This window comes from Paenibacillus sp. FSL R7-277 (assembly GCF_000517965.1).
Lineage (GTDB): Bacteria > Bacillota > Bacilli > Paenibacillales > Paenibacillaceae > Paenibacillus_AQ > Paenibacillus_AQ silagei.
In genome coordinates this window covers 35,828-60,313 of the sequence record NZ_ASPX01000005.1, presented here as the reverse complement: position 1 = coordinate 60,313, position 24,486 = coordinate 35,828, and the positions used below count along the sequence as shown (strand labels likewise).

Annotated in this window: 26 protein-coding genes and 1 riboswitch; of the genes, 21 read left to right on the top strand and 5 right to left on the bottom strand. The window is 51.6% G+C overall.

Annotated features, from left to right (window positions below):
- Positions 1-146 precede the first annotated feature (146 nt).
- The 9 genes from C173_RS02360 (at position 147) to C173_RS02315 (ending at position 9,306) form a co-directional block, all read left to right on the top strand.
- Positions 147-632 (top strand): DUF456 domain-containing protein, encoded by a 486-nt coding sequence (locus C173_RS02360; protein ID WP_036722036.1) that lies wholly within the window; start codon positions 147-149, stop codon positions 630-632.
- A 26-nt stretch (positions 633-658) separates the two neighbouring features.
- On the top strand, positions 659-2,287 hold the full coding sequence (locus C173_RS02355) for a putative polysaccharide biosynthesis protein (protein WP_036722032.1): 1,629 nt from the start codon (positions 659-661) through the stop codon (positions 2,285-2,287).
- An 86-nt stretch (positions 2,288-2,373) separates the two neighbouring features.
- A complete protein-coding gene (locus C173_RS02350; RefSeq protein ID WP_036722030.1) occupies positions 2,374-2,718 on the top strand; it encodes a thioredoxin family protein in 345 nt (114 codons plus the stop codon).
- Between the two features lie 108 nt (positions 2,719-2,826).
- A complete protein-coding gene (locus tag C173_RS02345) occupies positions 2,827-3,768 on the top strand; it encodes a COX15/CtaA family protein (RefSeq protein ID WP_036722029.1) in 942 nt (313 codons plus the stop codon).
- 54 nt (positions 3,769-3,822) lie between these two features.
- Positions 3,823-5,595: a UbiD family decarboxylase gene (locus C173_RS02340; protein ID WP_036722027.1), complete on the top strand. Its 1,773-nt coding sequence runs from the start codon at positions 3,823-3,825 to the stop codon at positions 5,593-5,595.
- Positions 5,596-5,621: 26 nt separating this feature from the next.
- Positions 5,622-6,368, top strand: a complete 747-nt coding sequence (locus C173_RS02335) for a Cthe_2314 family HEPN domain-containing protein (protein WP_036722024.1) — start codon at positions 5,622-5,624, stop codon at positions 6,366-6,368.
- 92 nt (positions 6,369-6,460) lie between these two features.
- A riboswitch (SAM riboswitch) is annotated at positions 6,461-6,596 on the top strand.
- Between the two features lie 100 nt (positions 6,597-6,696).
- On the top strand, positions 6,697-7,713 hold the full coding sequence (locus C173_RS02325; RefSeq protein WP_036722019.1) for a methionine ABC transporter ATP-binding protein: 1,017 nt from the start codon (positions 6,697-6,699) through the stop codon (positions 7,711-7,713).
- Positions 7,713-8,372 (top strand): methionine ABC transporter permease, encoded by a 660-nt coding sequence (locus C173_RS02320; protein ID WP_036722016.1) that lies wholly within the window; start codon positions 7,713-7,715, stop codon positions 8,370-8,372. Before C173_RS02325 ends, C173_RS02320 begins: the two co-directional genes overlap by 1 nt.
- 58 nt (positions 8,373-8,430) lie before the next feature.
- Complete coding sequence (locus tag C173_RS02315; RefSeq protein WP_036722014.1) at positions 8,431-9,306, top strand: MetQ/NlpA family ABC transporter substrate-binding protein; 876 nt, start codon at positions 8,431-8,433, stop codon at positions 9,304-9,306.
- A gap of 182 nt (positions 9,307-9,488) precedes the next feature.
- Here C173_RS02315 and C173_RS02310 read toward each other — a convergent pair whose 3' ends face one another.
- Positions 9,489-9,737: a NifU family protein gene (locus C173_RS02310; RefSeq protein ID WP_036701687.1), complete on the bottom strand. Its 249-nt coding sequence runs from the start codon at positions 9,735-9,737 to the stop codon at positions 9,489-9,491.
- An 82-nt stretch (positions 9,738-9,819) separates the two neighbouring features.
- Between C173_RS02310 and C173_RS02305 the strand changes: the two genes are divergently transcribed.
- On the top strand, positions 9,820-10,074 hold the full coding sequence (locus tag C173_RS02305) for a YuzB family protein (protein WP_063829082.1): 255 nt from the start codon (positions 9,820-9,822) through the stop codon (positions 10,072-10,074).
- A gap of 26 nt (positions 10,075-10,100) precedes the next feature.
- Here C173_RS02305 and C173_RS02300 read toward each other — a convergent pair whose 3' ends face one another.
- Both C173_RS02300 and mqnE read right to left on the bottom strand, forming a co-directional pair.
- Positions 10,101-11,162, bottom strand: coding sequence for an NAD(P)/FAD-dependent oxidoreductase (locus tag C173_RS02300; protein WP_036722010.1), 1,062 nt, complete (start codon positions 11,160-11,162; stop codon positions 10,101-10,103).
- A 78-nt stretch (positions 11,163-11,240) separates the two neighbouring features.
- Positions 11,241-12,347: an aminofutalosine synthase MqnE gene (gene mqnE, locus C173_RS02295; RefSeq protein ID WP_036722008.1), complete on the bottom strand. Its 1,107-nt coding sequence runs from the start codon at positions 12,345-12,347 to the stop codon at positions 11,241-11,243.
- A 380-nt stretch (positions 12,348-12,727) separates the two neighbouring features.
- Between mqnE and C173_RS02290 the strand changes: the two genes are divergently transcribed.
- The gene (locus C173_RS02290) at positions 12,728-13,087 is read left to right on the top strand and encodes a HesB/IscA family protein (protein ID WP_036722005.1); all 360 of its coding nucleotides are present in this window, start codon (positions 12,728-12,730) and stop codon (positions 13,085-13,087) included.
- A 169-nt stretch (positions 13,088-13,256) separates the two neighbouring features.
- On the opposite strand, the gene C173_RS02285 is transcribed toward C173_RS02290, so the two are convergent.
- Positions 13,257-14,666 carry a hypothetical protein gene (locus C173_RS02285; RefSeq protein ID WP_036722004.1) on the bottom strand — a complete coding sequence of 470 codons (1,410 nt, stop codon included), beginning with the start codon at positions 14,664-14,666 and terminating at the stop codon, positions 13,257-13,259.
- 283 nt (positions 14,667-14,949) lie between these two features.
- On the opposite strand from C173_RS02285, the gene C173_RS02280 reads away from it, so the two are divergent.
- Entirely contained in the window at positions 14,950-15,432 is a 483-nt protein-coding gene (locus C173_RS02280; RefSeq protein ID WP_235191737.1) for a hypothetical protein, read from the top strand.
- A gap of 281 nt (positions 15,433-15,713) precedes the next feature.
- On the opposite strand, the gene C173_RS02275 is transcribed toward C173_RS02280, so the two are convergent.
- Complete coding sequence (locus C173_RS02275) at positions 15,714-16,262, bottom strand: RNA polymerase sigma factor (protein ID WP_051477763.1); 549 nt, start codon at positions 16,260-16,262, stop codon at positions 15,714-15,716.
- Between the two features lie 253 nt (positions 16,263-16,515).
- Here C173_RS02275 and C173_RS02270 point away from each other — a divergent pair, with 253 nt between their 5' ends.
- From C173_RS02270 to C173_RS02230, 9 genes are all read left to right on the top strand, one after another.
- On the top strand, positions 16,516-17,121 hold the full coding sequence (locus tag C173_RS02270) for a hypothetical protein (protein WP_036722001.1): 606 nt from the start codon (positions 16,516-16,518) through the stop codon (positions 17,119-17,121).
- Between the two features lie 260 nt (positions 17,122-17,381).
- The gene (locus C173_RS02265; RefSeq protein WP_036722000.1) at positions 17,382-18,044 is read left to right on the top strand and encodes a GntR family transcriptional regulator; all 663 of its coding nucleotides are present in this window, start codon (positions 17,382-17,384) and stop codon (positions 18,042-18,044) included.
- A gap of 21 nt (positions 18,045-18,065) precedes the next feature.
- On the top strand, positions 18,066-19,226 hold the full coding sequence (locus C173_RS02260) for an amidohydrolase (RefSeq protein ID WP_036721997.1): 1,161 nt from the start codon (positions 18,066-18,068) through the stop codon (positions 19,224-19,226).
- A gap of 42 nt (positions 19,227-19,268) precedes the next feature.
- Positions 19,269-20,312 carry a methionine ABC transporter ATP-binding protein gene (locus tag C173_RS02255; protein ID WP_036721994.1) on the top strand — a complete coding sequence of 348 codons (1,044 nt, stop codon included), beginning with the start codon at positions 19,269-19,271 and terminating at the stop codon, positions 20,310-20,312.
- The gene (locus C173_RS02250; protein WP_036721991.1) at positions 20,287-20,946 is read left to right on the top strand and encodes a methionine ABC transporter permease; all 660 of its coding nucleotides are present in this window, start codon (positions 20,287-20,289) and stop codon (positions 20,944-20,946) included. Before C173_RS02255 ends, C173_RS02250 begins: the two co-directional genes overlap by 26 nt.
- Positions 20,947-20,973: 27 nt before the next feature.
- A complete protein-coding gene (locus C173_RS02245; RefSeq protein WP_036721988.1) occupies positions 20,974-21,993 on the top strand; it encodes a uroporphyrinogen decarboxylase family protein in 1,020 nt (339 codons plus the stop codon).
- Between the two features lie 12 nt (positions 21,994-22,005).
- Positions 22,006-22,839 carry a MetQ/NlpA family ABC transporter substrate-binding protein gene (locus tag C173_RS02240; protein WP_036721985.1) on the top strand — a complete coding sequence of 278 codons (834 nt, stop codon included), beginning with the start codon at positions 22,006-22,008 and terminating at the stop codon, positions 22,837-22,839.
- Positions 22,840-22,861: 22 nt separating this feature from the next.
- Positions 22,862-23,671, top strand: a complete 810-nt coding sequence (gene proC / locus C173_RS02235; RefSeq protein ID WP_235191736.1) for a pyrroline-5-carboxylate reductase — start codon at positions 22,862-22,864, stop codon at positions 23,669-23,671.
- Positions 23,671-24,444, top strand: a complete 774-nt coding sequence (locus tag C173_RS02230) for a VOC family protein (protein WP_036721979.1) — start codon at positions 23,671-23,673, stop codon at positions 24,442-24,444. Before proC ends, C173_RS02230 begins: the two co-directional genes overlap by 1 nt.
- Positions 24,445-24,486 lie beyond the last annotated feature (42 nt).

Here is a 24,486-nt window from a genome sequence, read left to right as displayed (position 1 = left end):
CGGAAGCATCAGCAGTCACCGGATTTCCACCGCTAACAGCGGTTTGAATCAAGAAATCTGGTGACAACAGCGGCCGGAAGCCAAACATTCACCGCAGTTACGACCCGCACCATTGATAGCTATCTAAACTTAAGGAGTTGAGGGAATTGATAATTCTGGGCTGGATTCTGATCATTGCTTTGTTCGCAATCGGGATGGCAGGGGCGGTATATCCGATCCTGCCGGGGGCGCTTGCGATTTACCTGGCTTTCTTTGTATATGGCTGGTTCTTTTCCTTCGACTCCTTCGGTCCCTTCTTCTGGATTGCCCAGACCTTGATCGTTGTAGTTCTGTTCATTGCCGACTACGTGGTCGGGGCCTGGGGCGTCAAGAAGTTCGGCGGCTCCCGCGCCTCGGTGATCGGCAGCACCATCGGTCTGATTGCCGGTCCGTTTGTGATTCCGGCATTTGGCCTGCTGATTGGCCCGTTCGCAGGTGCCTTCATCGGCGAGCTGATTGCTGGCGAGAAGGCCGGTAAAGCGGTTAAGGTCAGCTTCGGCGCTCTGCTGGGGCTGTTCAGCAGCACAGTCGTCAAGATTATTCTGCAGATTGCTATGATCGTCCTCTTCTTTATCTGGATCGGGCGTTACTAAATTTATTGTGAAGAAGGCGAAACAGCTTGTCCACCAAGAAAGAATCCTTTGTCAAAGGCACGCTAATTCTGGCGGCAGCCGCACTGGTAGCCCGTGTCCTCGGGCTTGCCCAGCGGGTGCCGCTGGAGCATTTATTCAATGAAGTCGGTAACGCTGCGTTTACACAAGCCAACACTGTGTATCTGCTGCTGCTGCCGCTGGCGACAGCAGGAATTCCCAGCACACTCAGTAAAATGGTGTCCGAGCGCTATGCGCTGAACCGCCCGCACGAAGCCCAGCAAGTGTACCGGGCGGCGCTGATTTTTGCCGCTGTGGTTGGTGTGCTTATGAGTGTGGCGCTCTACATAGCTGCTCCTTATTATGCGGAATCCAGCAAGGTTCCCGAGAGTACGCTGGCGATCCGGGCGATTGCCCCGGCGCTGCTGCTGTTCCCCGCTATCGCGATGATGCGCGGGTATTTCCAGGGCCGTAATAATATGATGGCCGGGGGCATTTCACAGATTGTCGAGCAGATTGCCCGGGTATCCACGGCCATTCTGCTTGCATTCATCCTGCTGCGCCAGGGCTACAGCAACACGTGGATGGCAGCAGGCGCATCCTTCGGCAGTGTGCTTGGCAGTATCGGCGCCTTCGGCGTGATGCTGTATTATGCGATGAAGCTGCGCCGCAGCGAGGAGAAGGTCGCATTGTATGAATCCAATGAAGCCCGTATCCCGCTGCTGAAGATTTATAAGGATATTTTCAAGCTGTCCATACCGATTGTATTATCTTCCGTTACTGTGCCTGTAGTGAACTTTATTGATACTTCTTTCATTGTGCCGCTGCTTAGCGGACAAATCGGCTTGAAGGAAGCTACGTGGACACTGGGGATCTTCGGCAGCCGGGCACAGAGCGTGGCCGGGATTCCTCCGGTCTTGTCGATCGCCCTAAGTGCATCGCTGATTCCGATTATATCTGCCGCCTTCGCCCGCAAAGATGAACAGCACCTGCAGCGTCAGGTCACACTCGCCATGCGGGTGTCCATTCTGACCGGCACACCGGTTGTGCTCTCACTGGTCGTGGCGGCATATTCCGTTAATGGCCTGCTGTTCAAAACACTGGATGGCAGCGGAATTGTAGCCATGCTGACGCTCGGCACTATTTTCCAGATTACGATGATGACCACGAACTCGATCCTGCTTGGAATGGGCAAATCGCGGATATCGATGTATTATGTACTTGTTGGTATCCTCGTGAAGTTTGGCTCCAATTTCCTGTTCAGCCAGTGGTTCGGCATCTACGGCATTATCGGCTCTACGGCATTGTGCTTCATTGTCATTACACTGCTGAATCTGCGGATGCTCAAAAAAATCGTACCCTTCTCCATTCTCGGCAAACGCTGGGGAGGCTTCTCCATTGCGGTTCTGGCCTCGGCAGGCATTGGCTATGGTCTGAATGAAGCAGGCCTGTTGATGACTGATCTGATGCCGGCCCGTCTGGCCTTCCTGATTACCTGTCTGGTGGTTGGAGCGGCAGTCGTGATTGTGTATCTGGTTCTCCTGATCATTCTGGGTGTACTTAGCAGCCAGGAGATTGCCGGTTATCCCCGTCCGCTGCGCAAGCTGCTGGGTCCTTTAATGAAATTGCAGCCCGCCCGTGTTCGTGCCGGTGAATAATGATGTTTGACTTATTCCGTACATTTTGCTTCACTTAAAGAGCAAGCTTCTTGTGTAACTTTCTGATAGAAGGGGATGGTCAATAAATGGACAAAATCAGCTCGCCTGCCCAGTTCCAGGTGGCAATTCAGTCTCCGCGCCTGACGGTGGCAGTCTTCAAGGCAGATTGGTGTGTGGATTGCAAATTCATTGATCCGTTCATGCCGGATGTGGAACAGAAATATGCAGAGCGTCTTACCCTGGTCGAAGTGGATGTCGATGCCGTAGGCGATGTCAGCCAGGAACAGAACATACTGGGCATTCCAAGCTTTGTCGCGTACACCGATGGACGGGAACTGGTCCGGTTTGTGAACAAGCTCCGCAAGTCCCGGGAGGAAATCGAGAAGTTCCTTGATACGGCGCTGGACGTTTATCTCAGCATTCACAAGTAATTACGCAGCACCGCTTTCGCCCTATCCGAGCAGAAGCGGTGCTTTTTTTCTAATAATATAAGCATTTATATGTTTCATACTCATTCCTATACAATACGGGTGATACTATTGACGACACTTCAATTAAAATGGCTCAGCTATCTGACCTGTCTCATTATGTTCATGGCGCTGTTTGGCGGGGTTGTGGTGACTAAGACCGGCTCGGGACTGGAATGCGGAAATCAGTGGCCGCTGTGCCACGGGAAGCTGATTCCGGCCTACACCATCGGCTCTCTGATTGAATATACCCACCGCTTGTTCAGCGGCCTGGCTGGCCTGCTGTCCCTGGCTTCCATGGTTGCCTTCTGGCGTTATGCCAGGCACCGCAGAGATCTGCTGGCCTATGCCCTGCTGACCCTGATCTTCGTCATCGTTCAAGGCGGGATGGGAGCGCTTGCAGTAGTGAAATCGCAGTCGGCTGCGGTTATGGCCCTGCATATGGGCTTCTCGCTGATTGCCTTCGCCGGTTCGCTGATGCTGGCGCTTGGGACCAGACGGACATTCGCTCCAGGAGCGGAATTCAGCACAGGAAGTCCCAAAGTCCGCCCAGCCTTCCGCAACTTAACCTGGGTTACTGCAGTATATTCATATATCGTGGTCTACATCGGGGCCTACGTAAGCCATACCAGCTCCCAAGGCGGGTGCTCCGGCTGGCCGCTGTGTAACGGACAATGGATTCCGGAGATGAGCGGCGGAGTAGGGATTGTATTCATTCACCGGATGGCGGCGGCGATTCTGTTCCTGCTGACGGCTATACTTGGGCATCTGGCCTTCTGGAAGCATAAGGAGCTGCCGGAGCTGAGGGCTCTGGGAGTAGCGGCAGTTCTGTTGTGCCTGATGCAGGTATTCAGCGGAGCCGCAGTGGTATACACATTGAATAATGAAAGATTGTACATATTTGCTGCGTTGTCTCATATCGTGCTGATCTCCGGACTCTTTGGGGTTCTGTGCTACATGAGTGTAAGGGTCTGGCAGTTAAGCGGAGCCGGCAAGGCAGCAAGTGATAAGTAAACGGCAACGGTGGACGGGATAAGCATAAGGTCCTGTTTGAGGAGGAACGCTATAGTGCGATACGGTAATTTACGACAATGGATTGAGCAGCTCCGCAGGGATAAGGATCTGGCAGTGATAGATACCCCTGTTGATCCTTATCTGGAGCTTGCCGAAATTCACCGGCGGGTGGTGGAGGAGGAGGGCCCGGCACTGCTGTTCACGAACGTGCAAGGAACACCGTTCCCGGTCGCTACTAACCTGTTCGGTACAGTTCAGCGCGTCAACAAGGCCTTTGGGACAAGACCGGAGCAGCTGCTGAAGTCGCTGACAACGGCGATGGATCAGCTGATTCCGCCTTCAGGCGCCGGCTTATGGCGGGAGAAGACGGTGCTGCTTGAGCTGCTGAGGGCAGGAACCAAGAACATACCGCAAGGAGAGGCTCCGGTGCTCGGTGTCTGCAGCAGCAGTGATCCGCTGAAGGAGCTGCCCCGGATTACGGCCTGGCCTAAGGATGGCGGGGCGTTCATCACGCTTCCTCTGGTCTATACGGAGAATATCACCAACCCCAAGGATCATAATCTCGGACTGTACCGGATTCAGATGTATGACGACAGCACCACAGGTATTCACTGGCAGATTCACAAGGGCGGCGGCTTCCATCACTCGCAGGCAGAGCTTCTCGGCGAGACCCTGCCGGTGTCTGTCTTCATCGGCGGGCCGCCGGCCCTGATTGCAGCGGCGGTGGCACCGGTGCCGGAACGGATTCCGGAGCTGATGCTGGCTTCGCTGATGCTGGGCGGCAAGCTTCCCATGGTGCAGGACCCCTTGGGCGGGCACCGGATTCCGGCTGAGGCGGAATTCTCCATCCGGGGACGCGTGTCTCCGCTGGAGCGGAGAGCGGAAGGGCCTTACGGCAGCCAGTCCGGCTACTATTCCATGCAGCATGATTTCCCGGTCATGCATGTTCAGCGGATGTGGCACCGCAAGGACGCCATCTACCCGGCGACCATCACCGGCAAGCCGCGCCAGGAGGATTATTATCTGAAGGATTATTTGCAGCGGCTGCTCGCTCCAGCCTATCCTCTGCTGATCCCTTCGGTCAAAGCGCTGTGGTCCTACTCCGAATCCGGTTCGCATTCACTGACCTCAGCTGTTGTGAGGGAGAGCTATCCCCGTGAGTATATGGTGTCAGCGTTTCGTATCTTAGGGGAAGGTCAGCTCTCCTTAACCAAATTCCTGCTGCTGACTAATGTGCAGGTGGAGCTAACGGATTTCCCCAAGCTGCTGGAAACTGTGCTTGAGCGCTTCAATCCGCAATCGGATCTGACGATCTTTGCCAATACCTCCATGGATACACTGGATTATACCGGACGTAAGCTGAATCATGGCAGTAAGGCGGTGATGGCGGGCATCGGCAGCCCGGTCCGTCAGTTGCCAAGGACTTATACAGAGGGTCTGCTTCCATCAATCACCGCCGCTGTGCCTTATTGCGGAGGATGTTTAGCCGTTTCCGGTGCATCCTATGAAGAGGACCCGGAGCTGCCGGAGCGGCTGGTGGCTGCCTTCAAGGAGAGGGAGACCGCCTGGCCGCTGATTGTGCTGGTGGATCAGGCGGAAGAGGCGGTCAGCACGCAGACCTCCTTCCTGTGGACCGTATTCACCCGCTTCAATCCGGCGGATGATATCTATTCGGCGGCCGGGGTACACCGGGGCAGCGTCAGCTATACACTGCCGATCATTATAGATGCCCGGATGAAGCCGGGATACCCGGAGGAGCTGGCTCCGAGCGAGGATATTGCGAAGCGGGTAGATCGCAACTGGAACCGTTATTTTCCTCTGGCGTAGAAGTGAATTTTAAGGAGGGTCAAAATATGCTGCGGACGTTACTTGGAGAGCCGCCCCGCGTGAACAGCGGTGTGCTGGCTGAAGCTATGGAGTCCATGGCGAAGGCAGCCTCCATGCTGCGCAAGGAGATGGCGGCACATGAAGACCATGACCATGAATACCGCAAGCTGGAAATTTGGACACGCGGCCTGATCTCCTCTCTGGATGAGCTGGAGCAGAGCTGGTTCGCAGCAGCCTTTTTCCGGAAGTCAGTGATAGCCGGTTATATGGACGACATGTCGTCCACAGAGCAGGGGGAGTACGCCAGATATGTGTATTTCTACAAGGATGGCTTCATCCGTGTCTTCTCGCTGCTGGACAAGCTGGGCACGGTGCTGAATAATCTGTACAATCTCAATACAGGCAAGGTGAAGACGCATTTCTCTTATTTCACGGTGCTGAGGCAATTTCAGCTGCTTCACCCGCATCATCCGCTGGCGGAGAAGCTGGAGCGAATCAGGAATTCCTACCGGGAGCCGGTTGAGAATTTGCGCAAGCGGCGCAACGCTGAGATCCATTACATGAACGCGGAGATGACCGACGACCTCTGGCAGCGTCACCAGGGATTGCATGACAAGATTCGTCTGGAGGATCTCGACAGCCACCTGGAGGATTTGAAGCAGAGCCTGGAGATGGTATGCCAGTCACTGGCCGCCGCATACAGCTACGGGAATGAACAATGGCACAAGAACAAAGCGGCCCCAGGCCCGAAATCCGGACAAGCCCGTCCGTAAAAACTTACCTTTGACAAAAATCTTGAAACTGAATTATACTTAGGCATACATTAACTTCTGACAGGATACGGAATCTATAACTTCATACTATGATCTTATCGAGAGCGGCGGAGGGATAGGCCCGATGAAGCCCGGCAACCGGTTTGAATACAGCCTTACGCTGCATCCAAATGTCATGGTGCTAATTCCTACAATGCCGCCGGACTCGGGGGTTTTGGCAGATGAGAAGGCATTGTCATTATACACACAGGGCCTCTTGCGATCTGCATGGATCGTAGGGGGTCTTTTTTGCAATGATGGAAGCTAGAACAGAAGGGGGACGCAGCGGTTGATAGAATTGAAGGATATAACCAAGGTGTATGGCAAGGGCAGTAAGCAGGCAACTGCACTCTCTGCGCTGAGCCTGTCGATTAAGAAGGGGGAAATCTTCGGGGTGATCGGTCACTCCGGGGCCGGCAAAAGCACGCTGATCCGCTGCATTAATCTGCTGGAACGTCCGACTGCGGGCGAGGTGTGGGTGGACGGTGTCGAGCTGACAGCGCTCAGCCAGGGACAGCTGCAGGAGCAGCGGCGCAAGATCGGAATGATTTTTCAGCATTTCAACCTGCTCTCATCGGCTACAGTCTATGATAATATCGCGTTTCCGCTGCGGCTGATCGGAGCCGTAAGGAACGAGATTGAACAAAAGGTTAAGGAACTGCTCGCCCTGGTCGGGCTGGAGGAGCACTGGAATAAGTACCCGGCTCAGCTATCCGGCGGACAGAAGCAGCGTGTCGGAATCGCCCGGGCGCTGGCAAGTGATCCGGATGTTCTGTTATGCGATGAGGCGACCTCGGCGCTTGATCCGCAGACGACAGACTCCATTCTGCGCCTGCTGATGGATATCAACAGCAAATTCCATCTGACCATCGTGTTGATTACCCATGAGATGCATGTCATTCAGAGCATCTGCGACCGTGTTGCCGTGATCCATGGCGGCGGTATTGTGGAGCAGGGTGAAGTGGCCGAGGTCTTTCTGAAGCCGAAGCATGAGGTTACCAAGGAATTCATCCGCAGTGAGACCCAGTCGGACGGACCGCTCCGGCAAGCGATTGATGCTGTACAGCCAGGTTACACGAAGTCGGTCAAAATCACTTTTCTCGGACAAAAGACTTACGGGTCGACGCTCTCACAGGTGGTTCAGGGAACCGGGGTTCACTTCGCCATTCTTCATGGAACCATCTCTACGATCAAGGATGTTCCTTACGGCCAGCTGATCGTCCGGTTCGAAGGACCTGAGGGTGCGGTCGAAGCCACGCTCACTGAGCTCATAGCGCAAGGTCTTGATGTGGAGGTGATTTTGTAATGGACTTTAGCACAATTAATTGGGAAGAAATGCTGGAAGCTACGATTGCTACACTCAAAATGATCGCTATTTCAGGAATATTCACAATAATCCTTGGTTTACCGCTTGGAATTGTGTTATATTTATGGGGCAAGTCAAATAACGTTATTATCAGGGTGGTTTACTCGGTATTATCCTTCGTTGTGAATATCCTGCGTTCGGTTCCTTTTATCATTCTGATGGTTGCCCTGATTCCGTTCAGCAAGGCCATTATGGGCACTTCGATTGGTGTGCTTGGAACGATTCCGGCACTGGTAATCGGCGCGGCGCCATTCTTCGCCAGACTGGTGGAGACGGCACTGCGGGAGGTTGACCGGGGAATTATTGAAGCGGCGCAGGGCATGGGAGCGTCCACCGGGCAGATCGTTATGCGCGTGCTGCTGCCGGAGGCTCGTCCGGGTCTGCTTGCCGGTGTAACCATTACTGTTGTGACCCTTGTCTCGTATACCGCAATGTCCGGCATGATCGGCGGCGGCGGACTGGGTGACCTGGCGATCCGCTACGGATATTACCGCTATGAGAAGGAAGTCATGCTTATCTCGGTAGCGCTGATGGTGATTCTGGTGCAGCTGCTGCAAATGGCCGGTGACCGGCTGGTAAGACATTTTACACGGAAATAAGGTACGTCCACATATAGCCTTATTCAATAAACCATATGGATTAGAGGGGGATTTACAGATGAAAAAAGTACTGCTTACATTCTTCAGCCTGACCTTGATATTGGTGCTTGCCGCTTGCGGAAACAACAAGGCGAATAACACCACGAATTCTGCTGCGACAACGGCACCTACAGAAGCGGCTGCTGCAGAGCCGACTACAGAGCCTGCTGCGGACCCGGTAACCCTGGTGATTGGTGCTTCTCCTGTACCGCATGCGGAGATCCTCAAAGCGATTGCCCCACTGCTTGAAGCCCAAGGCATTAAGCTGGAGATCAAAGAATTCACAGATTATATTCTTCCCAATACACAGCTTGCCGAGAAGCAGCTCGATGCGAACTTCTTCCAGCACAAGCCTTACCTGGATGATCAGAACACCAAGAACGGCACAGATCTCGTATCTGTAACTGCTGTTCATGTAGAGCCATTTGGCGCCTATTCCAAAAAGATCAAATCGATCGATGAATTGGCAGAAGGTGCGAAGGTTGCGATTCCGAATGATGCAACGAACGGAGGCCGCGCCTTGATTCTGCTGGCGAAGAACGGTCTTATCAAGCTGAAGGATGACACCAATATTGCTTCCACCAAAGCGGATATCACCGAGAACCCTAAGAAGCTTGACATCATTGAGCTGGATGCAGCCATGCTGCCCCGTCAGCTGGATGAAGTGGACCTGGCGCTGATCAACACCAACTTCGCACTGGATGCCAAGCTGTCTCCTACGAAGGATGCGTTGTTCATCGAAGGCGGAGATTCCCCGTATGCTAACCTGCTGGTAGCCCGTCCTGACAATAAGGATTCCGATGCCATTCAGAAGCTGGCAGCAGCGCTGACTTCCCCGGAAGCGAAGGAATTCATCGAAAAGCAATATGACGGAGCAATTATCCCGGCATTCTAAGCTTAAGCCTAGGGAAGCGGAATAATCTAATGAGACCAGAAGAAGCCCGTAGCCAGAAATGGCTGGCGGAGCGGCTTCTGGTCTTTTTGAATCGCCGGGTGGTTGATCCTACAGACGAAATCCTCTATAATAAAAAAAATCCCGGCCTCTTAGCGGAGGCCGGGATGGTTTATGAAACGGGATTAGAATACCTGAACGACTTCTTCCACGCCTTCTACTTCTTCAATCAGGGCGCGTTCGATCCCGGCTTTTAGCGTGATCGTGGAGCTTGGGCAACTGCCGCATGCACCCATAAGCTTCAGCTTAACGATGCCGTCTTCAACATCAATCAGTTCCACGTCACCGCCATCGCGCTGCAGGAACGGACGAAGTTTATCAAGGACTTCCAGTACTTCATCGTACATGGTTGCGCTTTGTACATTCTCACTCATTTCTCAATCACTCCTTTCGTATGTTTATTATAGTACAAAAAGTTAAAAAATAAAATGGTTAAGGCAGAATAGGGAGATCATCATGAGACCAATTATAGAATTCTGTGCCAGCAACATCGGCCACGGCACTGAACCGCTCAAGCTTAAGCTGGAGCAAAACCCTGAATATGATGTAGTGGAGTACGGCTGTCTGAACAACTGCGGAGAGTGTTATCTCCAGCCGTTCGCCATGGTTGACGGGGAGATCATTGAGGCTGATTCCCCCGCTGCTCTGGAAGAGGCCATAGAAGCCGCTATACGAGAGGCAGAGGCCTGGGACAACCTGGAGATAGACTAAGCCGCCTGGATTCAAGCCGGGATTCTTTAGCCGAAATGGCGTTTGGACATCCACAGGACGCCGCTCTTCAGCAGGCGCGGAACCCGGCCCATGACGGAGCGGCGGCCCATCAGGCCGAAGCCGGCATTTTTACCGAGTGAACCGAGGGTTCCCTTCAGCTTAATCTTATTCAGCTTCGGGGTTTCCCCCCGCCATAACGCCTGTAATATCTGTCCCACCTGCTCGCCCTGGGCACCCGCCGCCTGTGCACTGGGCGCGAAGGGCAGGCTGGCACAGTCCCCGATCACATAGACCTCCGGATATTCAGCGATATTGTAATATTCCCCCACAATGAGCCTGCCTCCACGGTCCTTCGGAAGCTCCAGCTGCTGCACGACCTTCACGGGTTGAATACCGGCAGTCCATACCGTCACATCCGCCGGAATAGCTTGGGTGCCATTGAAGATGGCATCCTTCTCGACATGAGAGACCGACACCCCGCCAATCGTCTCCACCTGATGCTCACTGAACCATTCCTCGACATACCTGGACAGCTTGGCCGGAAAAGAAGATAAAATACGTTCTCCCCGGTCCATCAGAGAGATATTCAGATCCGGCCGGCTCTCCCGCAGCTCCGAGGCAATCTCTACGCCGCTCAGTCCCCCGCCGACAATATTGACGGTTCCATAAGGCTTCACATCGTTCAGCCGGCGGTAAGTTTCCCGGGTTCCGGCGAAGCTCTGAATACTGCAGGTGTATTCCTCGGCACCCGGAATGTTATGGTAATTATCCGTACAGCCGAGGGCAATCGCCAGGATATCATAGGCTACCGGCTCCCCGGAATCGAGCAGGACCAGCCTGCTCTCCAGATCAATGGAACCCACCTGCCCGTAACGTACGGTCAGGCGGGGGTGTACCGGGAATTGAATCCGCAGATGGTAATCGGTGGCGGTGCCTGCGGCCAGTGCATAATATTCGGTCTTGATCCCCTGATACGGCATCCGGTCCACCAGGATGATTTCCACATCAGGAGGGAGATGATTATCCAGCAGTTGCTGAATGAGGGCAAGACCGCCGTAGCCGCCGCCCAAGACAAGTAGGGTTCTCATGCCAACTGATCTTCCTTTCGGGTACATAATGGACAAGGCAGTTCTGCGTTCACTGGCTGAGGTAAGCTTGTTCTGTTCTTATTCGTATACCTTGATCTCGTTATAGAAGGTATCCCGTTCTACAGGAATCCGTCCTGCGCCCTTCACGAGCCAGATCAGCTCATCCCGGGTCAAGCCCTCCGGCGTCAGCGCGCCGGCAGCGTGGCTGATCCGTTCCTTCAGGATCGTTCCGTGCACATCGGAAGCGCCGAAGTTCAGGGCAACCTGGGTCAACTGGGGCCCGATATTAATGAAGTAGGCCTTGATGTGATCGAAATTGTCCAGCATCAGGCGGCTGACGGCAATGGTCTTCAGATCCTCATTCGCGGAGTTGCGGCGCATAATGCCTGCATTCTTGTTCTTAGGCTGCATGGACAGCGGAATGAATACCATAAAACCGCCGGTCTCGTCTTGCAAGTCACGAATTTGCAGCATATGGCGGATGCGGTCTTCACGGGACTCAATCGACCCGTACAGCATCGTGGTATGGGTCTTCATGCCAAGGTGATGGGCGGTGCGGTGCACCTCGAGATATTCCTCGACATTGGCTTTGTCGACGCGCATTTTTTTGCGGTACTGGTCAGACAGAATCTCTGCCCCTCCTCCGGTAAGGGTCTTCAGTCCGGCGGCGCGCAACTGCTCCAGCACTTCACGGATACTAAGTCCGCTGATGCGGGTGAAGAAGTCGATCTCTGCCGCTGTATAGGCCTTGAGAGTCACTTCGGGGAAATGCTCGTTCAGAGCCTGCAGCGAATCAACATAGTACTGGAAGGGCACATTATCATTATGCCCGCCTACAATATGGAACTCGCGCACGCCGGGATGAATATGCTGCTGCACATACTCCACCATCTCCTGGCCGGAGAGGGTGTAGGCCCCTTCTTCGCCTTCATCCTTGCGGAAATTGCAGAAGGCACAGCGGGATTCGCAGACATTGGTGAAATATAGACTCATGTTCTCGATAAAATAGACTTTATTCCCGTTCTTTCGCAGATTGACCTCATTAGCCAGCTGTCCGATCGTTAAGAGATCGTTACTCTCATATAAATAAACGCCGTCTTCCAAATTCAATCGTTCTCCGCCGCGAACCTTCTCAATGATGTTCGCCATCCGGGCATCTGTGTGGGGTGTAATAAGGGTAGACATATAAGTTCCTCCTGAAGGTTGGCGAGGCAATTGCATCGCATAATCGTGTACCTGAGAATATCCGGCAACAGCCGGCATTATAAATAGAGGTTAACTGCAACCCCCGTGACAATTTTTCGAAAATTTATCGCTTTTCTCATTATAAACTTCTCCCGTAGGGTGAGCAACCGCCAGAAACTGCAGGTCTTCCGGGATAAATGGCTTACCTGCGCCCGGTTTACGACTTGAGGGCAGAAGAATAGTGGAGTATACTGATTGAAAGAGCCGATGAAAATGATATACATCATACTCATTCTTTTCCCGGCAAGGCATTGATTTCATTACGTACAGCCTGAAGGCTGCTTGATTCCAATACAATGAACCCTAAGGAGGTTGTTATTATGATTAACATAAGTGAGACAGCGGCAGGCCAGCTGAAGGCCATGCTTGCGGAGCAGGAAGTGCCGGATATGTTCCTCCGTCTGGGCGTAACCGCCGGGGGCTGCAGCGGATTCTCGTACGCGATGGGCTTCGATGATACCGAGACTGAGCAGGACATCTACATGGACGTTGCAGGTCTGAAGGTGGTCGTCAGCAAAGACGATATCCGTTACCTCAACGGCCTGGAGATCGACTTCGAGGAATCCGGCATGACCGGCGGCTTCACCATCAATAATCCCAACGCCAGCGCTACATGCGGCTGCGGCTCCTCGTTCCGTACGAAGGAAGAAGCAGGGAACCCGGCGGCGGAGCCTTGCTAAACCTGTGAATGCTGAATTATTGATAAAGTAAGCGTGGATTGCGGCTTCCGCGACCTCTTAATTATGTATGGTGCAAACTGTACTTATTAGGAACCCACAAGGCCAGATACAACAAAGAGCCGCAGATCCTAGACACAGGATTCTGCGGCTTTTTGTCGGGAAGTCGATGTTATGGAGAAATGAGATAAAGTCCAGTAAGACCTAAATCAGAAAATGTTGACCACAACGCCTCGTATACTTTATAGGTGCCTGCTTTAATACCGCTCGCCAAATCTTGGTCTATTGTTAGCGATCCTGTATGAGTTCCTGCCAGTTTGAAGGTCCAGCCAGAAAGATTATTGTTATAAGCATAATTAGTTAATACAGGCCCGCCGCTATCCCCTCCTACTGAGGTGTAGCCAGAGGCAAGGACTTCGTTAGTGTTATAACCATAACCATCTGAGCCCCACCAAATATCAACATTTGAATATTTGATCGTGCCAGAAGTCGTTGCTCCACTATTTGCGCCCCTCATGTAGATGGTATCCCCAACCGTATCGGTTACGTAGGTACCTGTTATCATAGCCATATTAGTTGAAGAAGGGTATGGTACTCGTGCCCATGGTGAAAATCCAGAATTTAAAGTAATATATCCGGAATCGGAAGCCCCTGCTGAACCGTCACCGGGGGATGTAGTCCTGAATGTGTAATCACCTATCGAACTCGTTGCATTTGTCGGCTGATACCATGCACTAACGGTGCCTGCTGTTTGGCAATGGCCAGAAGTCACCACTACAGCTTGATCAGAAGCATTTACGCCAAAATATCCGTTAGTGCATACGCCATAGATCGTTTGTGAGGGGTTACTCGGGTTTGGACGGTAATTGCCACCGATTTTTGCACCCATTGGAATGGTGGAACCCCAATTTGTATTATCGGTTTCCGTTTTAAATGCTGAGGCTGGCAATGTTGTGTAGACAAGCAGATCTGACTTTTCGAGAAGCAGTGATGAAACTGTTTGCTTTGATTGTATGCCAGATTTTTCGTCTAAGGCGATAATAAGCTTATTGTTCATTGTATCCGGTATGAGCGCAAGTACTGTTCCCGGTTGGACTGTTTTTTTGATTTTTTCTTTCGCTTCAGTAATATCCGACCACGAGTATTTTGTTACTTCAAATTTTATTTTATCTCCGTTTTTTGAGGCTTTTCTTATTAATGCCTTCAAAGATTCCGAATCTTCCGTGATCTGAACGGTTACCATTCCGGTATCCGCATCGTAATAGTGGCCCGAGAAACGGGAGGGATCATTTTCAATTAGTTTCTTAATGGTCGGTAAGTCTGCTTTCACCCGCTGTTTCTCGACATAATCGGCAAGAACTTTGCTGTTCTTTAATTGTTCTGGAGGAGTGCTCAATTCTATCGGATACGGAATCTCGTTCAATTCATTTTGTTTTTGCGTGGCAGCCTGGATTTCGGAGATTGTTCCGAAAAAAGCCTTTGCTTCAGCATTAGAGCTTCCTTCTGCATGTACAGAAGTGATTGAACTGCAAAGGAGTAAAGCTGCCAGGAAAACAGGGAGTATATACTTTCTTACAAACATTCCTCATCAACATCCCTTCGTATTGAAATGGGGTGATTGGGAAATGTGGCAAAGCGGACGGTAGATAATGACTCCATTCTCCCTTCCTTTTAATTTTGCGCTCTGCAACAACTCCCGGATTGTAGCCGATGCAGATCAAGTTGCAGTTCACTCTCCTATATGGGGCTACTGAATATATAACGATGGTTTAAGGCGAAACCTGACATCTCTTTTTAGAATTCATACCCATTTTAGCGAAACAAAACCATCTGTCGTGACGTCAATTAGGTTGGAGGTGTTTATGTTGAACAAGCTGATTGTTCTCCTTTTGATGGCCGTAATTTTGTATCATTCTTCGGAACCGAATGAATCCATAGCTGCCAAGGCGAGTCCCACGCCATCTGCCTCAGAAAACGTGAAAAGTGAACCTTTTTCAGTTCAGATCTCTATTCCGAAGCAGGTGAAAGCAAATCAGGAATTTGTTATTTCTGCTGAGTTGAAAAATGAAACTGGACGGGATCTGGAGATTACAACGGGAAGCACGGCATTTTACTATGTTGTACGGGACAGTAACGGCAAGGTGATTAATTCGATTGCAAGAAAAGATATTGGACTTACAACTTCAATGCCGAAGGGGGCTGTCATTTCAGAAAAATCTCAATACCGGATTAAAAAACCGGGCACCTACGAGATTTCCGCGATTGCAGAATTTTCGGTTAAAGGCGGAGGAAAGAATGAGGTCTTCAAAATAGAAACGGCTCGAAAGTCTATTCAGGTAAGCGACTAAAGGCAAGCTCATGGTCCTCGATAGCCCTCTCCACAGTAAATAAAGCGCCGCCCCGCCTTGGGGGCATTGGCGCTTTTCTTTATGTGCAGAACATTCGTTTAACTACGGAAATGGGCTAAATATTTTTTGGAAATCTTGATTTTATGAAAATAGACTCAAGCGCTCATCGTTTCCCAAGGGAGAATGCAAGGTCTAGGACAAGGGTTTGCCGTTTATTGTGGTCTAATATATATTCACCAATGATAACATCCGGTACTTTCTTCTATTTTAAATAACTGAACTTAATTCTGTGACATAAGCTGTCGGAGATGATTTCTAGCTCTTTGCAATCTCTTTAAGGTAGTGGATTCCGTTATGTCCACGATTGCTCCAATTTCCTTGCAACTTTTCCCATCCAAATAAAACATTTCCACCATTGCACGGTGGTTATTTTGTAATTCTCCGATGGCATCATACAATTCCTCATGCAGCCATTTTTTTTCTAATACCGTTTCTACAGAAAAGCCAATAGAAGTTTCATAAAGGGGAACGAGGGCGTTAAAAATCTCAGCTTCTTTTTTTGCCTTCCTTATAAAATCAATTGCGGTAGTATAAGCAACACGTTTGATCCAAGCAGGAATATTCCGCATGGATTGTAGCTGTGGTGCTCTTGATGAAATTTTTAAAAAGCTTTCATGAATCAAATCTTCAGTAAGTGAGTGATCGGAAAGTAGAGCATATAGATAGGGATAAATAAAAATGCGATATTTTTTGTAGATGCTCTCCTGTTGGTCTTTTTCCAATTCTTTATAAGGCCTGCACAATAAATCAAACCAATTCTTCTCCATCATTGGTACACTCCTCCCAACTTTGTGTTGAAGGGTTCTTTTCATTCCAGGATTTAGTGGTAAATATTATCGACTTTAACATATCTATTATACCTGACACCAAATAAATATGGGGGAAAAGGCAATTATTTGTCAACTTTAATCGTAATATAGAAAGGAGCTTCTTTCGGTCGGGAGGTTTTTTTATGTTGAATTAAACCATTATATGTTAAAATATGGTGATGAAATAATTAATGGAGCTATGAGGAGGGTAACAATGATACGAATGAGAATGCCATTTGAACGTCCAACAGAGCATTATGATGAACGGATTATTGATATCGATCAAGAAATTTGCTCTTTGATCAAGAAGAGAAAGGAAGTGGCGGATAATAATCCAGGATTTCCTCCGTTTGAGTATATTTCTAAATGGTCAGAGGAACTTGGGCTTTATGAAGGATTCTTGATGTCGTTATTTGGAAGTATGATGAATGAAGAACAATATAAACCAATGATTGAACCAGCCGGATTTAGACAACACATTGCAATTCTGAAGTCAGTCGTGAACGGGGAGCGTTTCTATACTCTAACGTCCTTACGACAATACAGTAATGCAAGTGTATTAACACTAAATATAGATTGGGACGATGAGCCGGAAGTTGAATCCAACTCTCATCAACATAGGCATTACGAACTAGATATTAACGGCCAATATGATTGCCGAATGATTAGTGGTGGAAGCGGATCAGATCATGCATCATATAAATATGTAGTCTCTCCACCCTTACCTGATGAGATTTCAGGAATTCAATTTAGGTTCAAAGAATACAGTCACCCGTTCAAGATGGGTGAGGCAAGTGATGAGATAGTATTTGAACTTTAGTAAGGTGAATAGCCCTCGACACCTATTAGGTGCAGGAGGGTTATTTATTTGTCCAATTAGTGTCAATTCGCAATTCCCCTATAAAACATACTTGACTAGTGGGGATAATGGGATTATAGTATGAAAAAAGCTTGATTGCACAGAGAGATTTTCAACCGATACTTTCATTTTATCTTGAATCTCTCTCCTCTTATTAATTGTATACAATTATACAGTTGACCAGGCGACCCGCAAATGAGTGGCGAGGAGCAATGAAATCTATGGAAATGCGTTCACGAAGATTGTCGAAGGATAATACCTACTATGCACTTAAGCAAAAAATAATAGATAGCGAGCTGGAGCCGGATCAGGCGGTTAACGAAGAGAGCCTGGCGGCACTTCTCGGGGTCAGCCGGACTCCGTTACGGGAAGCGATTCAGCGGCTGGAGAATGAGGATTTCCTGGTGCGCCAGCCCAACGGCAGGCTGCGGGTAGCCCCTTTAACGATTAAGGAGGTCGAAGAGATCTTCCAGATCCGCAGTATGCTTGAAGGCCATATCGCCAGAAGCGCTGCCAGAAACGCTACCATCAAGGATATTCAGCGGTTAACGCTGATTCTGGAGAAGCTGAAGCAATCCTTCCAGATGGGGGATCAGCAGGATGTTGTATCCTATGGCTTCGAATTCCATGATTACTTGTGGGAGATCAGCGCGCTGAAGACTTTTGAGAAGGTGTTGAACCAGCTAAGAGACCGTTCCCTCCGGTATTGTCGTTATGTCTCTCTGCACGGGGACTGGAATACGCAGGCGGATGAGGAGCATCTTGTGATTCTGCAGAGGATTGTAGCCAGGGATGAAGAGGGGGCGGAGCGGGCGATGCGGGAGCATATCTTAAGCAGCCTCGCGACTGCACTGGAGCGGATTAGAGGAATTGAACATACGTAATGAAGGGGGAAGAACAGGAATATGAGACCACAGCATGAGACGGAAGAAGCACTGGCAGCCCGGCTAACCGAAGTGCGGAGGAACCTGCACCGTGAACCGGAGCTTAGCAATCAGGAGTACAGAACCACGGAGAAGCTGCGTAAATGGCTGACTGAAGCGGGGATACGTGTGCTGGACCTTCCTCTGAAGACCGGGCTGATCGCAGAGGTGGGGCAAGGTGATGGCAGCATAGTAGCGATCCGTTGCGATATCGATGCCCTGCCGATTGAGGAGCAGACGGGCCTGCCGTTCGCATCAGAGATTCCGGGAGCCATGCATGCCTGCGGCCATGACTTCCACACCGCTGTCATCCTGGGCGCGGCCAGCCTGCTGAAGCAGCGTGAGCATGAACTGCCGGGCAAGGTCAGAATCCTGTTCCAGCCGGCTGAAGAGACGGGACACGGTGCGGAGGATGTACTGGCATCCGGCGGGCTAAGCGGGGTGGAGGCCATCTTCGGATTACATAATTCACCGGACCTGCCTAACGGGGCGTTCGGCACAAGAGCGGGAGCTTTAACGGCGGGGGTGGACCGCTTTGAGATTACGGTGCAAGGGGTCGGCGCTCACGCCGCTACACCGGAGAAAGGGGTAGACACCATTGTGACTGCCGCGCAGATCATTACGATGCTGCAAACCGTAGTCAGCCGCCTGAATAACACGCAAGAGCCGGTCGTGCTCAGTGTGACCCGGATCAACGGGGGCTTCACCTGGAATGTCCTGCCGGAGAAGGTGGAGCTGGAAGGTACAGTACGTACCTATAACGAAGAGATCCGCAGCAGCATCCCGGCCCAAATGACGCGGATCATAGAAGGGATTGCAGCCGCAGCCGGAGCAGAGGCGAAGCTGCACTGGTATCCCGGCCCGCCCGCTACGGTCAATCACGGAGCATGGACAGACTTCACCAAAGAGGTCGCGGCACAATCAGGCTATGAGGTACATGATATTCCGCCGCAGATGGGCGGAGAGGATTTCGCCTATTATTTGCAGCAAATCCCGGGTGCCTTTGTGAACATTGGTACCGGCCCCAACCATGCATTGCATCATCCCCGCTTCGATGTCGATGAGGCGGCCATCCTGCCGGCGGCTAAGTATTTCGCCCTGCTGGCAGAAGAGGCGCTTGCGAAGCTGAAGCAGCAGGCTTGAATCCTGAATCCTAAATTTACCAGATGATTGAGGGGAACAACTATGATTGAACTACGGAATGTGTACAAGACGTTCACCCGCAAAGAGGTGAAGATAGAAGCGCTGAAGGGGATTAGCCTGAAGGTTGAAAAGGGCGATATCTTCGGGGTCATCGGCTACAGCGGAGCCGGGAAAAGCACGTTAATCCGCCTGGTCAATTACCTTGAACGGCCGTCTGAGGGCCAGGTGCTGGTAGACGGGTACGATCTTGGCGCGTACAGCGACAAAGAGCTGCGGGCAGCCAAGAAAAACATCGGCATGATTTTTCAGCATTTTAATCTGCTGGAATCCAAAAAGGTGTTCGACAATGTGGCCATTCCACTCGTTCTGCTGAAAAAGAGCAAGGCGGAAATCCGCAAGCGGGTGGAGGAGCTGCTCGAATTCGTCGGGCTAAGCGACAAGGCTGGAAGCTATCCGAGCGAGCTGTCAGGGGGACAGAAGCAGCGGGTCGGAATTGCCCGGGCGCTTGCCTCGAACCCTTCCATACTATTGTGCGATGAAGCTACTTCCGCTCTGGACCCGCAGACGACACAGTCCATCCTGCAGCTGCTCAAGCGGATCAACGCGGAATACAACATCACGGTGATGATCATCACGCATGAGATGTCGGTGATTCAGGAGATCTGCAACAAGGTAGCCGTTATGGAAGAGGGACGGATTATCGAGCAGGGCAGCGTGCTGGATGTGTTCGGAGAACCGAAGCATCAGACAACGCAGAATTTCGTCAAAACAGTCATTCAGAACAGTATGACCTCAAGCGTCCGCAGAACTCTGAAGACAGAGCAGGGTAGCCGGGTGTATAAGCTGAATTTTGCCGGGGAGAGCGCTTCTGAGCCTGTGCTGTATGAGATCATCCGGTCTTATAGTATTAAGGTTAACATCCTGTTTGCGAATACGACAGAGATTCAAGAGACGACGCTCGGTACGATTATCGTTCAACTGCAAGGTGATCCGGCACAGATGGAAGCGGCCTTGAATTACATGAAGCAGCATGAGGTCCGGGTAGAGGAGGTGAAGTCCTATGTTCTCGACATCGATCACAAGTGAACAATTCCTGAAGGCGATTATTGAAACGATTCAGATGGTGGGCGTGTCGCTTTTTGTAGGTTCGCTTCTGGGGGTTCCCCTTGGCATCCTGCTTGTCATTACCCGCCCAGGCGGGGTACTGGAGAATAAGGCGCTCTATACGGTGCTCAATCCGCTGATCAACATTATCCGTTCGCTTCCGTTCATTATCTTACTTGTCGCTATCATTCCGGTAACACGGGCAATTGTTCATACTTCGATTGGGACCAGTGCCGCGATTGTTCCGCTGATTATCTACATCGCACCTTATATCGCACGGCTGGTGGAGAATTCTCTGCTGGAGGTCAATCCGGGTATTCTAGAGGCAGCGGAAGCAATGGGAGCTACGCCGTTACAAGTCATATGGTACTTCCTGCTGCCGGAAGCGATTGGCTCGCTGATCCTCTCCCTGACCACAGCGACCATCGGGCTTATCGGGGCAACCGCAATGGCCGGAACCGTAGGCGGCGGTGGGGTTGGTGATTTGGCTATCGTGTACGGATATCAGCGTTTTGACAAGGTGGTCATGGTTGCTACCGTTATTATTCTGATCATTCTGGTGCAGGGTATTCAGTCCCTGGGCAACACATTGGCGCGCAAGATTCGCCGTTACTAGAGATTACGAGACAAAGGGGATAGGCAGATGAGTGTATGGAGCAAGCAGGAGCGTTTTCAGGCGATCTTATCCGGGGAACTTGCGGACCGGCCGATGATCAGCGGATGGCGCCACTTTATTGACAAGGAGCAGAACGCTGAGGACTTGGCGTCGTCTACGATTTCTTTTACGGAGAAATATGATTGGGACTGGGTGAAAATCAACCCGAGAGCGACCTATCTGGCGGAAGCCTGGGGAAATGAGTATAACTTCGCAGATTACCGGACGGTATTTCCGAGACAGCTGACTACGGCAGTTCCGGCAGCCGCGAATCTCTGGGATCTTGAGGTGAAAAAAGCCGCACAAACCCCTTCGCTGCTGGAGCATCTGGAGGCGGTAAGGAAGATCCGCCAGGGCTTGCCGGATACGCCGCTGATTCAGACGGTATTCTCACCGCTCACGGTATTGCTGTTCATAGTAGGACGTTCTGCTTATGTTACGGAGACCGTATTCGGGATTGAGCAGCCGGTGACGCTGGAATCGCTCTTCAAGGAACACCGTGCCGCTGCGCATCATGCCCTGCATGCGATTGCTTTAACCTTGGCCGATTATGTGCAGGAGCTGCGGCAGGCGGGATCAGATGGACTGTTCTATGCGGTGACAGGCACAGCCCACCCCGGCTTATTTGATGAAGCGATGTTCGATGAGCTGTCGAGACCGTATGATTCCATCGTGCTGGAGGCGGCGAGCTATGGCAAGAATATTTTACATACCTGCGGCGCTCATGCCCAGCCTGAGAAATTCAATGATTACCGGATTGACGGGATCAGCTGGGATACGGTAGCCGAAGGCAATCCCGGGCTGGACGCCGGTCTCAAGGCTACGAAGGTGGGCGGAGTGGATCACGGGCTGTTTGCCGGAAATCATCTGGAGCAGATTGAACAGCAGGCTAAGGAAGCCATGGCCAAGATGAAGGGGCAGCCGTTTATTCTGTCGCCCAACTGCGCCATTCCGCTGACGGTTACAGACGAGGCATTAGTGCATTTTAAAAACACAGTATTAGGATAGGGGATGAGAGTGATGAGAAAATTACTGGCGGTTCTACTGATTAGTTCGATGGCGGTGCTGGCGGCTTGCGGTAACAATAAGGAAGCGGCAAGCTCCGGGGACAAGAAGGAAATCACAGTCGGATTCGGCGTAGGTACGTATGAGGAGCAGTTCCGGCAATCCATTCTCCCGATCCTGGAAGGAAAAGGGTATACTGTAGATATCAAAACCTTCTCGCAGAATATGCAGGTCAACCCGGCCATGAAGGAAGGCTCGATTGACGCGAGTATCTTCCAGAGTACGGCCTATATGGATGCGATCAATAAGGAAATTGGCGCCGATATGGTAGGCATTGCTTATGTTCCAGGTGCACCGCAGGGGCTGTACTCGGTTAACCACACGACGCTTGACGATGTGAAGGACGGCACTACCGTCGCGATTCCGAACGACCCGGTTAATCAGGAGCGTGCGCTGCGGATTCTAGAGGAGCTGGGTTGGGTCAAGATCAAAGAGGGCGCCGGGGTAGCGGACTTCAATGTCAACAGCGTGGAGCCGGACAAGTTCAAGATTGACCTGAAAGTGCTGGACCCGGCACAGATTCTGGTCTCGCTGCAGGACGTTGATTATGGTGTAGTGAACGGGAATTATATCGCTAACGCTCCCGACCGCAAGATTACAGATGCGCTGAAGATTGAGAATACGCCTATGCAGCACAGAATCATCGTATCGGTGAACAAGAAGGACCAGGATACCCAGTGGGCCAAGGATCTGAAGGCTGCCTATGAATCCAAAGAGTTCGAGGAATATATCCTCGGACAAGAGAAATATGCCGGGTTCATTCTGCCGGAAGCCTGGGCTAACAACTAATCTAATCAGGGAGTGAATGGAAGTGTCAAAAGGCAAGATTCATTTCATTGGCGGCGGGCAGATGGCGGAAGCGATCATCCGGGCCTGCCTGGCAGGAGGCACGCTGGCTGCCGGACAGATCAGTGTGTCAGATATTAATGAGGGCCGGCTTGAGCTTCTAAAAACCAAATATAACGTATACACGGAGAGCACGCAGGAAGAGGGCCTCTCCGCCGCCGAACTGATCGTCATCGCTGTTCGCCCGCAGGATAATTTGGCTGCACTTGGAACTCTGATCCAGCAATCTGCCTCACCGTCTGCGGTCATTGTATCGATTGTAGCGGGGGTAACGATTGCCCAGCTTGGAGATTATTTCGGAGCAGAACGTCCTATTGTCCGGGTGATCCCGAATACCTTGACCGATACCGGTTATGGATACAGCGGTGTAGCTCTGAATGCTGCCGCTTCTCTGGAGCAGGTAGAAGCATTTCTGCTGGGCTTCGGCAAGGTGCAGGTTCTGGAGGAATCCTATATTGATATCTTCACAGGCTTCGGGGTAGCCGGACCGAACTACATCTATTATTTCATTGAGTCGTTCACGGATGCCGGAGTTCTTGCCGGACTGCCGCGGGAGCAAGCCTGGAAGGTGGCGCTGGAGAATATGCTGGGAGCGGTGGCTATGCTACAGCAGACCGGACTGCATCCAAGACAACTGCTGGACATCAACAACTCGCCTGGCGGCGTCGGTATGCACGGCTTGTATGAGCTGAACAACAGTGATTTCGCTGCCGGATTGCAGCGGAGTGTACTGGCCGCGGTGAAGCGGACCACGGAGCTGGGAGTGAAGAAGTAATGGCCGTACTGAAATGGGATCACCTTGTACATTATGTGAATGATCTGGACCAGCCGGTTCAGCTCTTCGCGGAGCATGGACTAACAGCCTTCCGGGGCGGATCGCATAAGGATTGGGGAACGTATAACGCCCTCAGTTATTTCGGGCTCACCTACCTGGAGTTCCTCGGCATCGAGAACCTGGAGCTGGCACGGGCGACCAAGCATAATGTGGTGGTGCGGGATGCCGTCACGCTTTTGCCGGAGCATGAAGTGCTTAGCCGGGTGGTGCTGCGCACGGATGATATTGAAGCTGTTGAGGCAACGCTGAGGCAAGCGGGGTTGTTATTGTCGCCGGTCATTGACGGCCGCCGTCTGGATGATCAGGGCCGGTGGATCGAGTGGCGGATGATGACCATTGACGGTGACTTCCAGGGACTGCCCTATCCGTTCATTATTCAGTGGAACGAGAGGGATGATCAGCGGCTGGCTAGTCTGAACAGTGCAGGAATCAACCGTCCTCACCCTGCAGGCCACGTGGAGGTCGTCAGTGCATGCTTCCGGGTCAGCGATCCGGCCGCTGCCGCCAGCCACTGGAGTGAACTGTTTGGTCTTCCGGTGAGCGCACCTGCGGATGGTTCGGATGGCAGCTACAGCCTTAAGGCCGGAGATCAGACGTTTGAATTCACGCCAGGGGAGGAGAACCGGCTCAGCCGGATCGTGTTCCGCACGGACTCCCCTCAGCTGAAGGGACAGACGCTGACTGTTGGCGAAGGCGAGTACGTGTTTGAATAAATGCAGGACAAGCTTAGGGGACAGGCTGTTGCCGCAATTAGC

What these genes read in the sequence shown, in the direction of transcription:
- C173_RS02230 (WP_036721979.1), top strand. Translation starts at nt 23,671, where the DNA reads ATGGCCGTACTGAAATGGGATCACCTTGTACATTATGTGAATGATCTG.
- C173_RS02300 (WP_036722010.1), bottom strand. Translation starts at nt 11,162, where the DNA reads ATGAGAACCCTACTTGTCTTGGGCGGCGGCTACGGCGGTCTTGCCCTC.
- C173_RS02275 (WP_051477763.1), bottom strand. Translation starts at nt 16,262, where the DNA reads ATGATGGAGAAGAATTGGTTTGATTTATTGTGCAGGCCTTATAAAGAA.
- C173_RS02260 (WP_036721997.1), top strand. Translation starts at nt 18,066, where the DNA reads ATGAGACCACAGCATGAGACGGAAGAAGCACTGGCAGCCCGGCTAACC.
- mqnE (WP_036722008.1), bottom strand. Translation starts at nt 12,347, where the DNA reads ATGTCTACCCTTATTACACCCCACACAGATGCCCGGATGGCGAACATC.
- C173_RS02290 (WP_036722005.1), top strand. Translation starts at nt 12,728, where the DNA reads ATGATTAACATAAGTGAGACAGCGGCAGGCCAGCTGAAGGCCATGCTT.
- C173_RS02240 (WP_036721985.1), top strand. Translation starts at nt 22,006, where the DNA reads ATGAGAAAATTACTGGCGGTTCTACTGATTAGTTCGATGGCGGTGCTG.
- C173_RS02310 (WP_036701687.1), bottom strand. Translation starts at nt 9,737, where the DNA reads ATGAGTGAGAATGTACAAAGCGCAACCATGTACGATGAAGTACTGGAA.
- C173_RS02250 (WP_036721991.1), top strand. Translation starts at nt 20,287, where the DNA reads ATGTTCTCGACATCGATCACAAGTGAACAATTCCTGAAGGCGATTATT.
- C173_RS02320 (WP_036722016.1), top strand. Translation starts at nt 7,713, where the DNA reads ATGGACTTTAGCACAATTAATTGGGAAGAAATGCTGGAAGCTACGATT.
- C173_RS02285 (WP_036722004.1), bottom strand. Translation starts at nt 14,666, where the DNA reads ATGTTTGTAAGAAAGTATATACTCCCTGTTTTCCTGGCAGCTTTACTC.
- C173_RS02350 (WP_036722030.1), top strand. Translation starts at nt 2,374, where the DNA reads ATGGACAAAATCAGCTCGCCTGCCCAGTTCCAGGTGGCAATTCAGTCT.
- C173_RS02245 (WP_036721988.1), top strand. Translation starts at nt 20,974, where the DNA reads ATGAGTGTATGGAGCAAGCAGGAGCGTTTTCAGGCGATCTTATCCGGG.
- C173_RS02305 (WP_063829082.1), top strand. Translation starts at nt 9,820, where the DNA reads ATGAGACCAATTATAGAATTCTGTGCCAGCAACATCGGCCACGGCACT.
- C173_RS02255 (WP_036721994.1), top strand. Translation starts at nt 19,269, where the DNA reads ATGATTGAACTACGGAATGTGTACAAGACGTTCACCCGCAAAGAGGTG.
- C173_RS02270 (WP_036722001.1), top strand. Translation starts at nt 16,516, where the DNA reads ATGATACGAATGAGAATGCCATTTGAACGTCCAACAGAGCATTATGAT.
- C173_RS02265 (WP_036722000.1), top strand. Translation starts at nt 17,382, where the DNA reads ATGGAAATGCGTTCACGAAGATTGTCGAAGGATAATACCTACTATGCA.
- C173_RS02335 (WP_036722024.1), top strand. Translation starts at nt 5,622, where the DNA reads ATGCTGCGGACGTTACTTGGAGAGCCGCCCCGCGTGAACAGCGGTGTG.
- C173_RS02315 (WP_036722014.1), top strand. Translation starts at nt 8,431, where the DNA reads ATGAAAAAAGTACTGCTTACATTCTTCAGCCTGACCTTGATATTGGTG.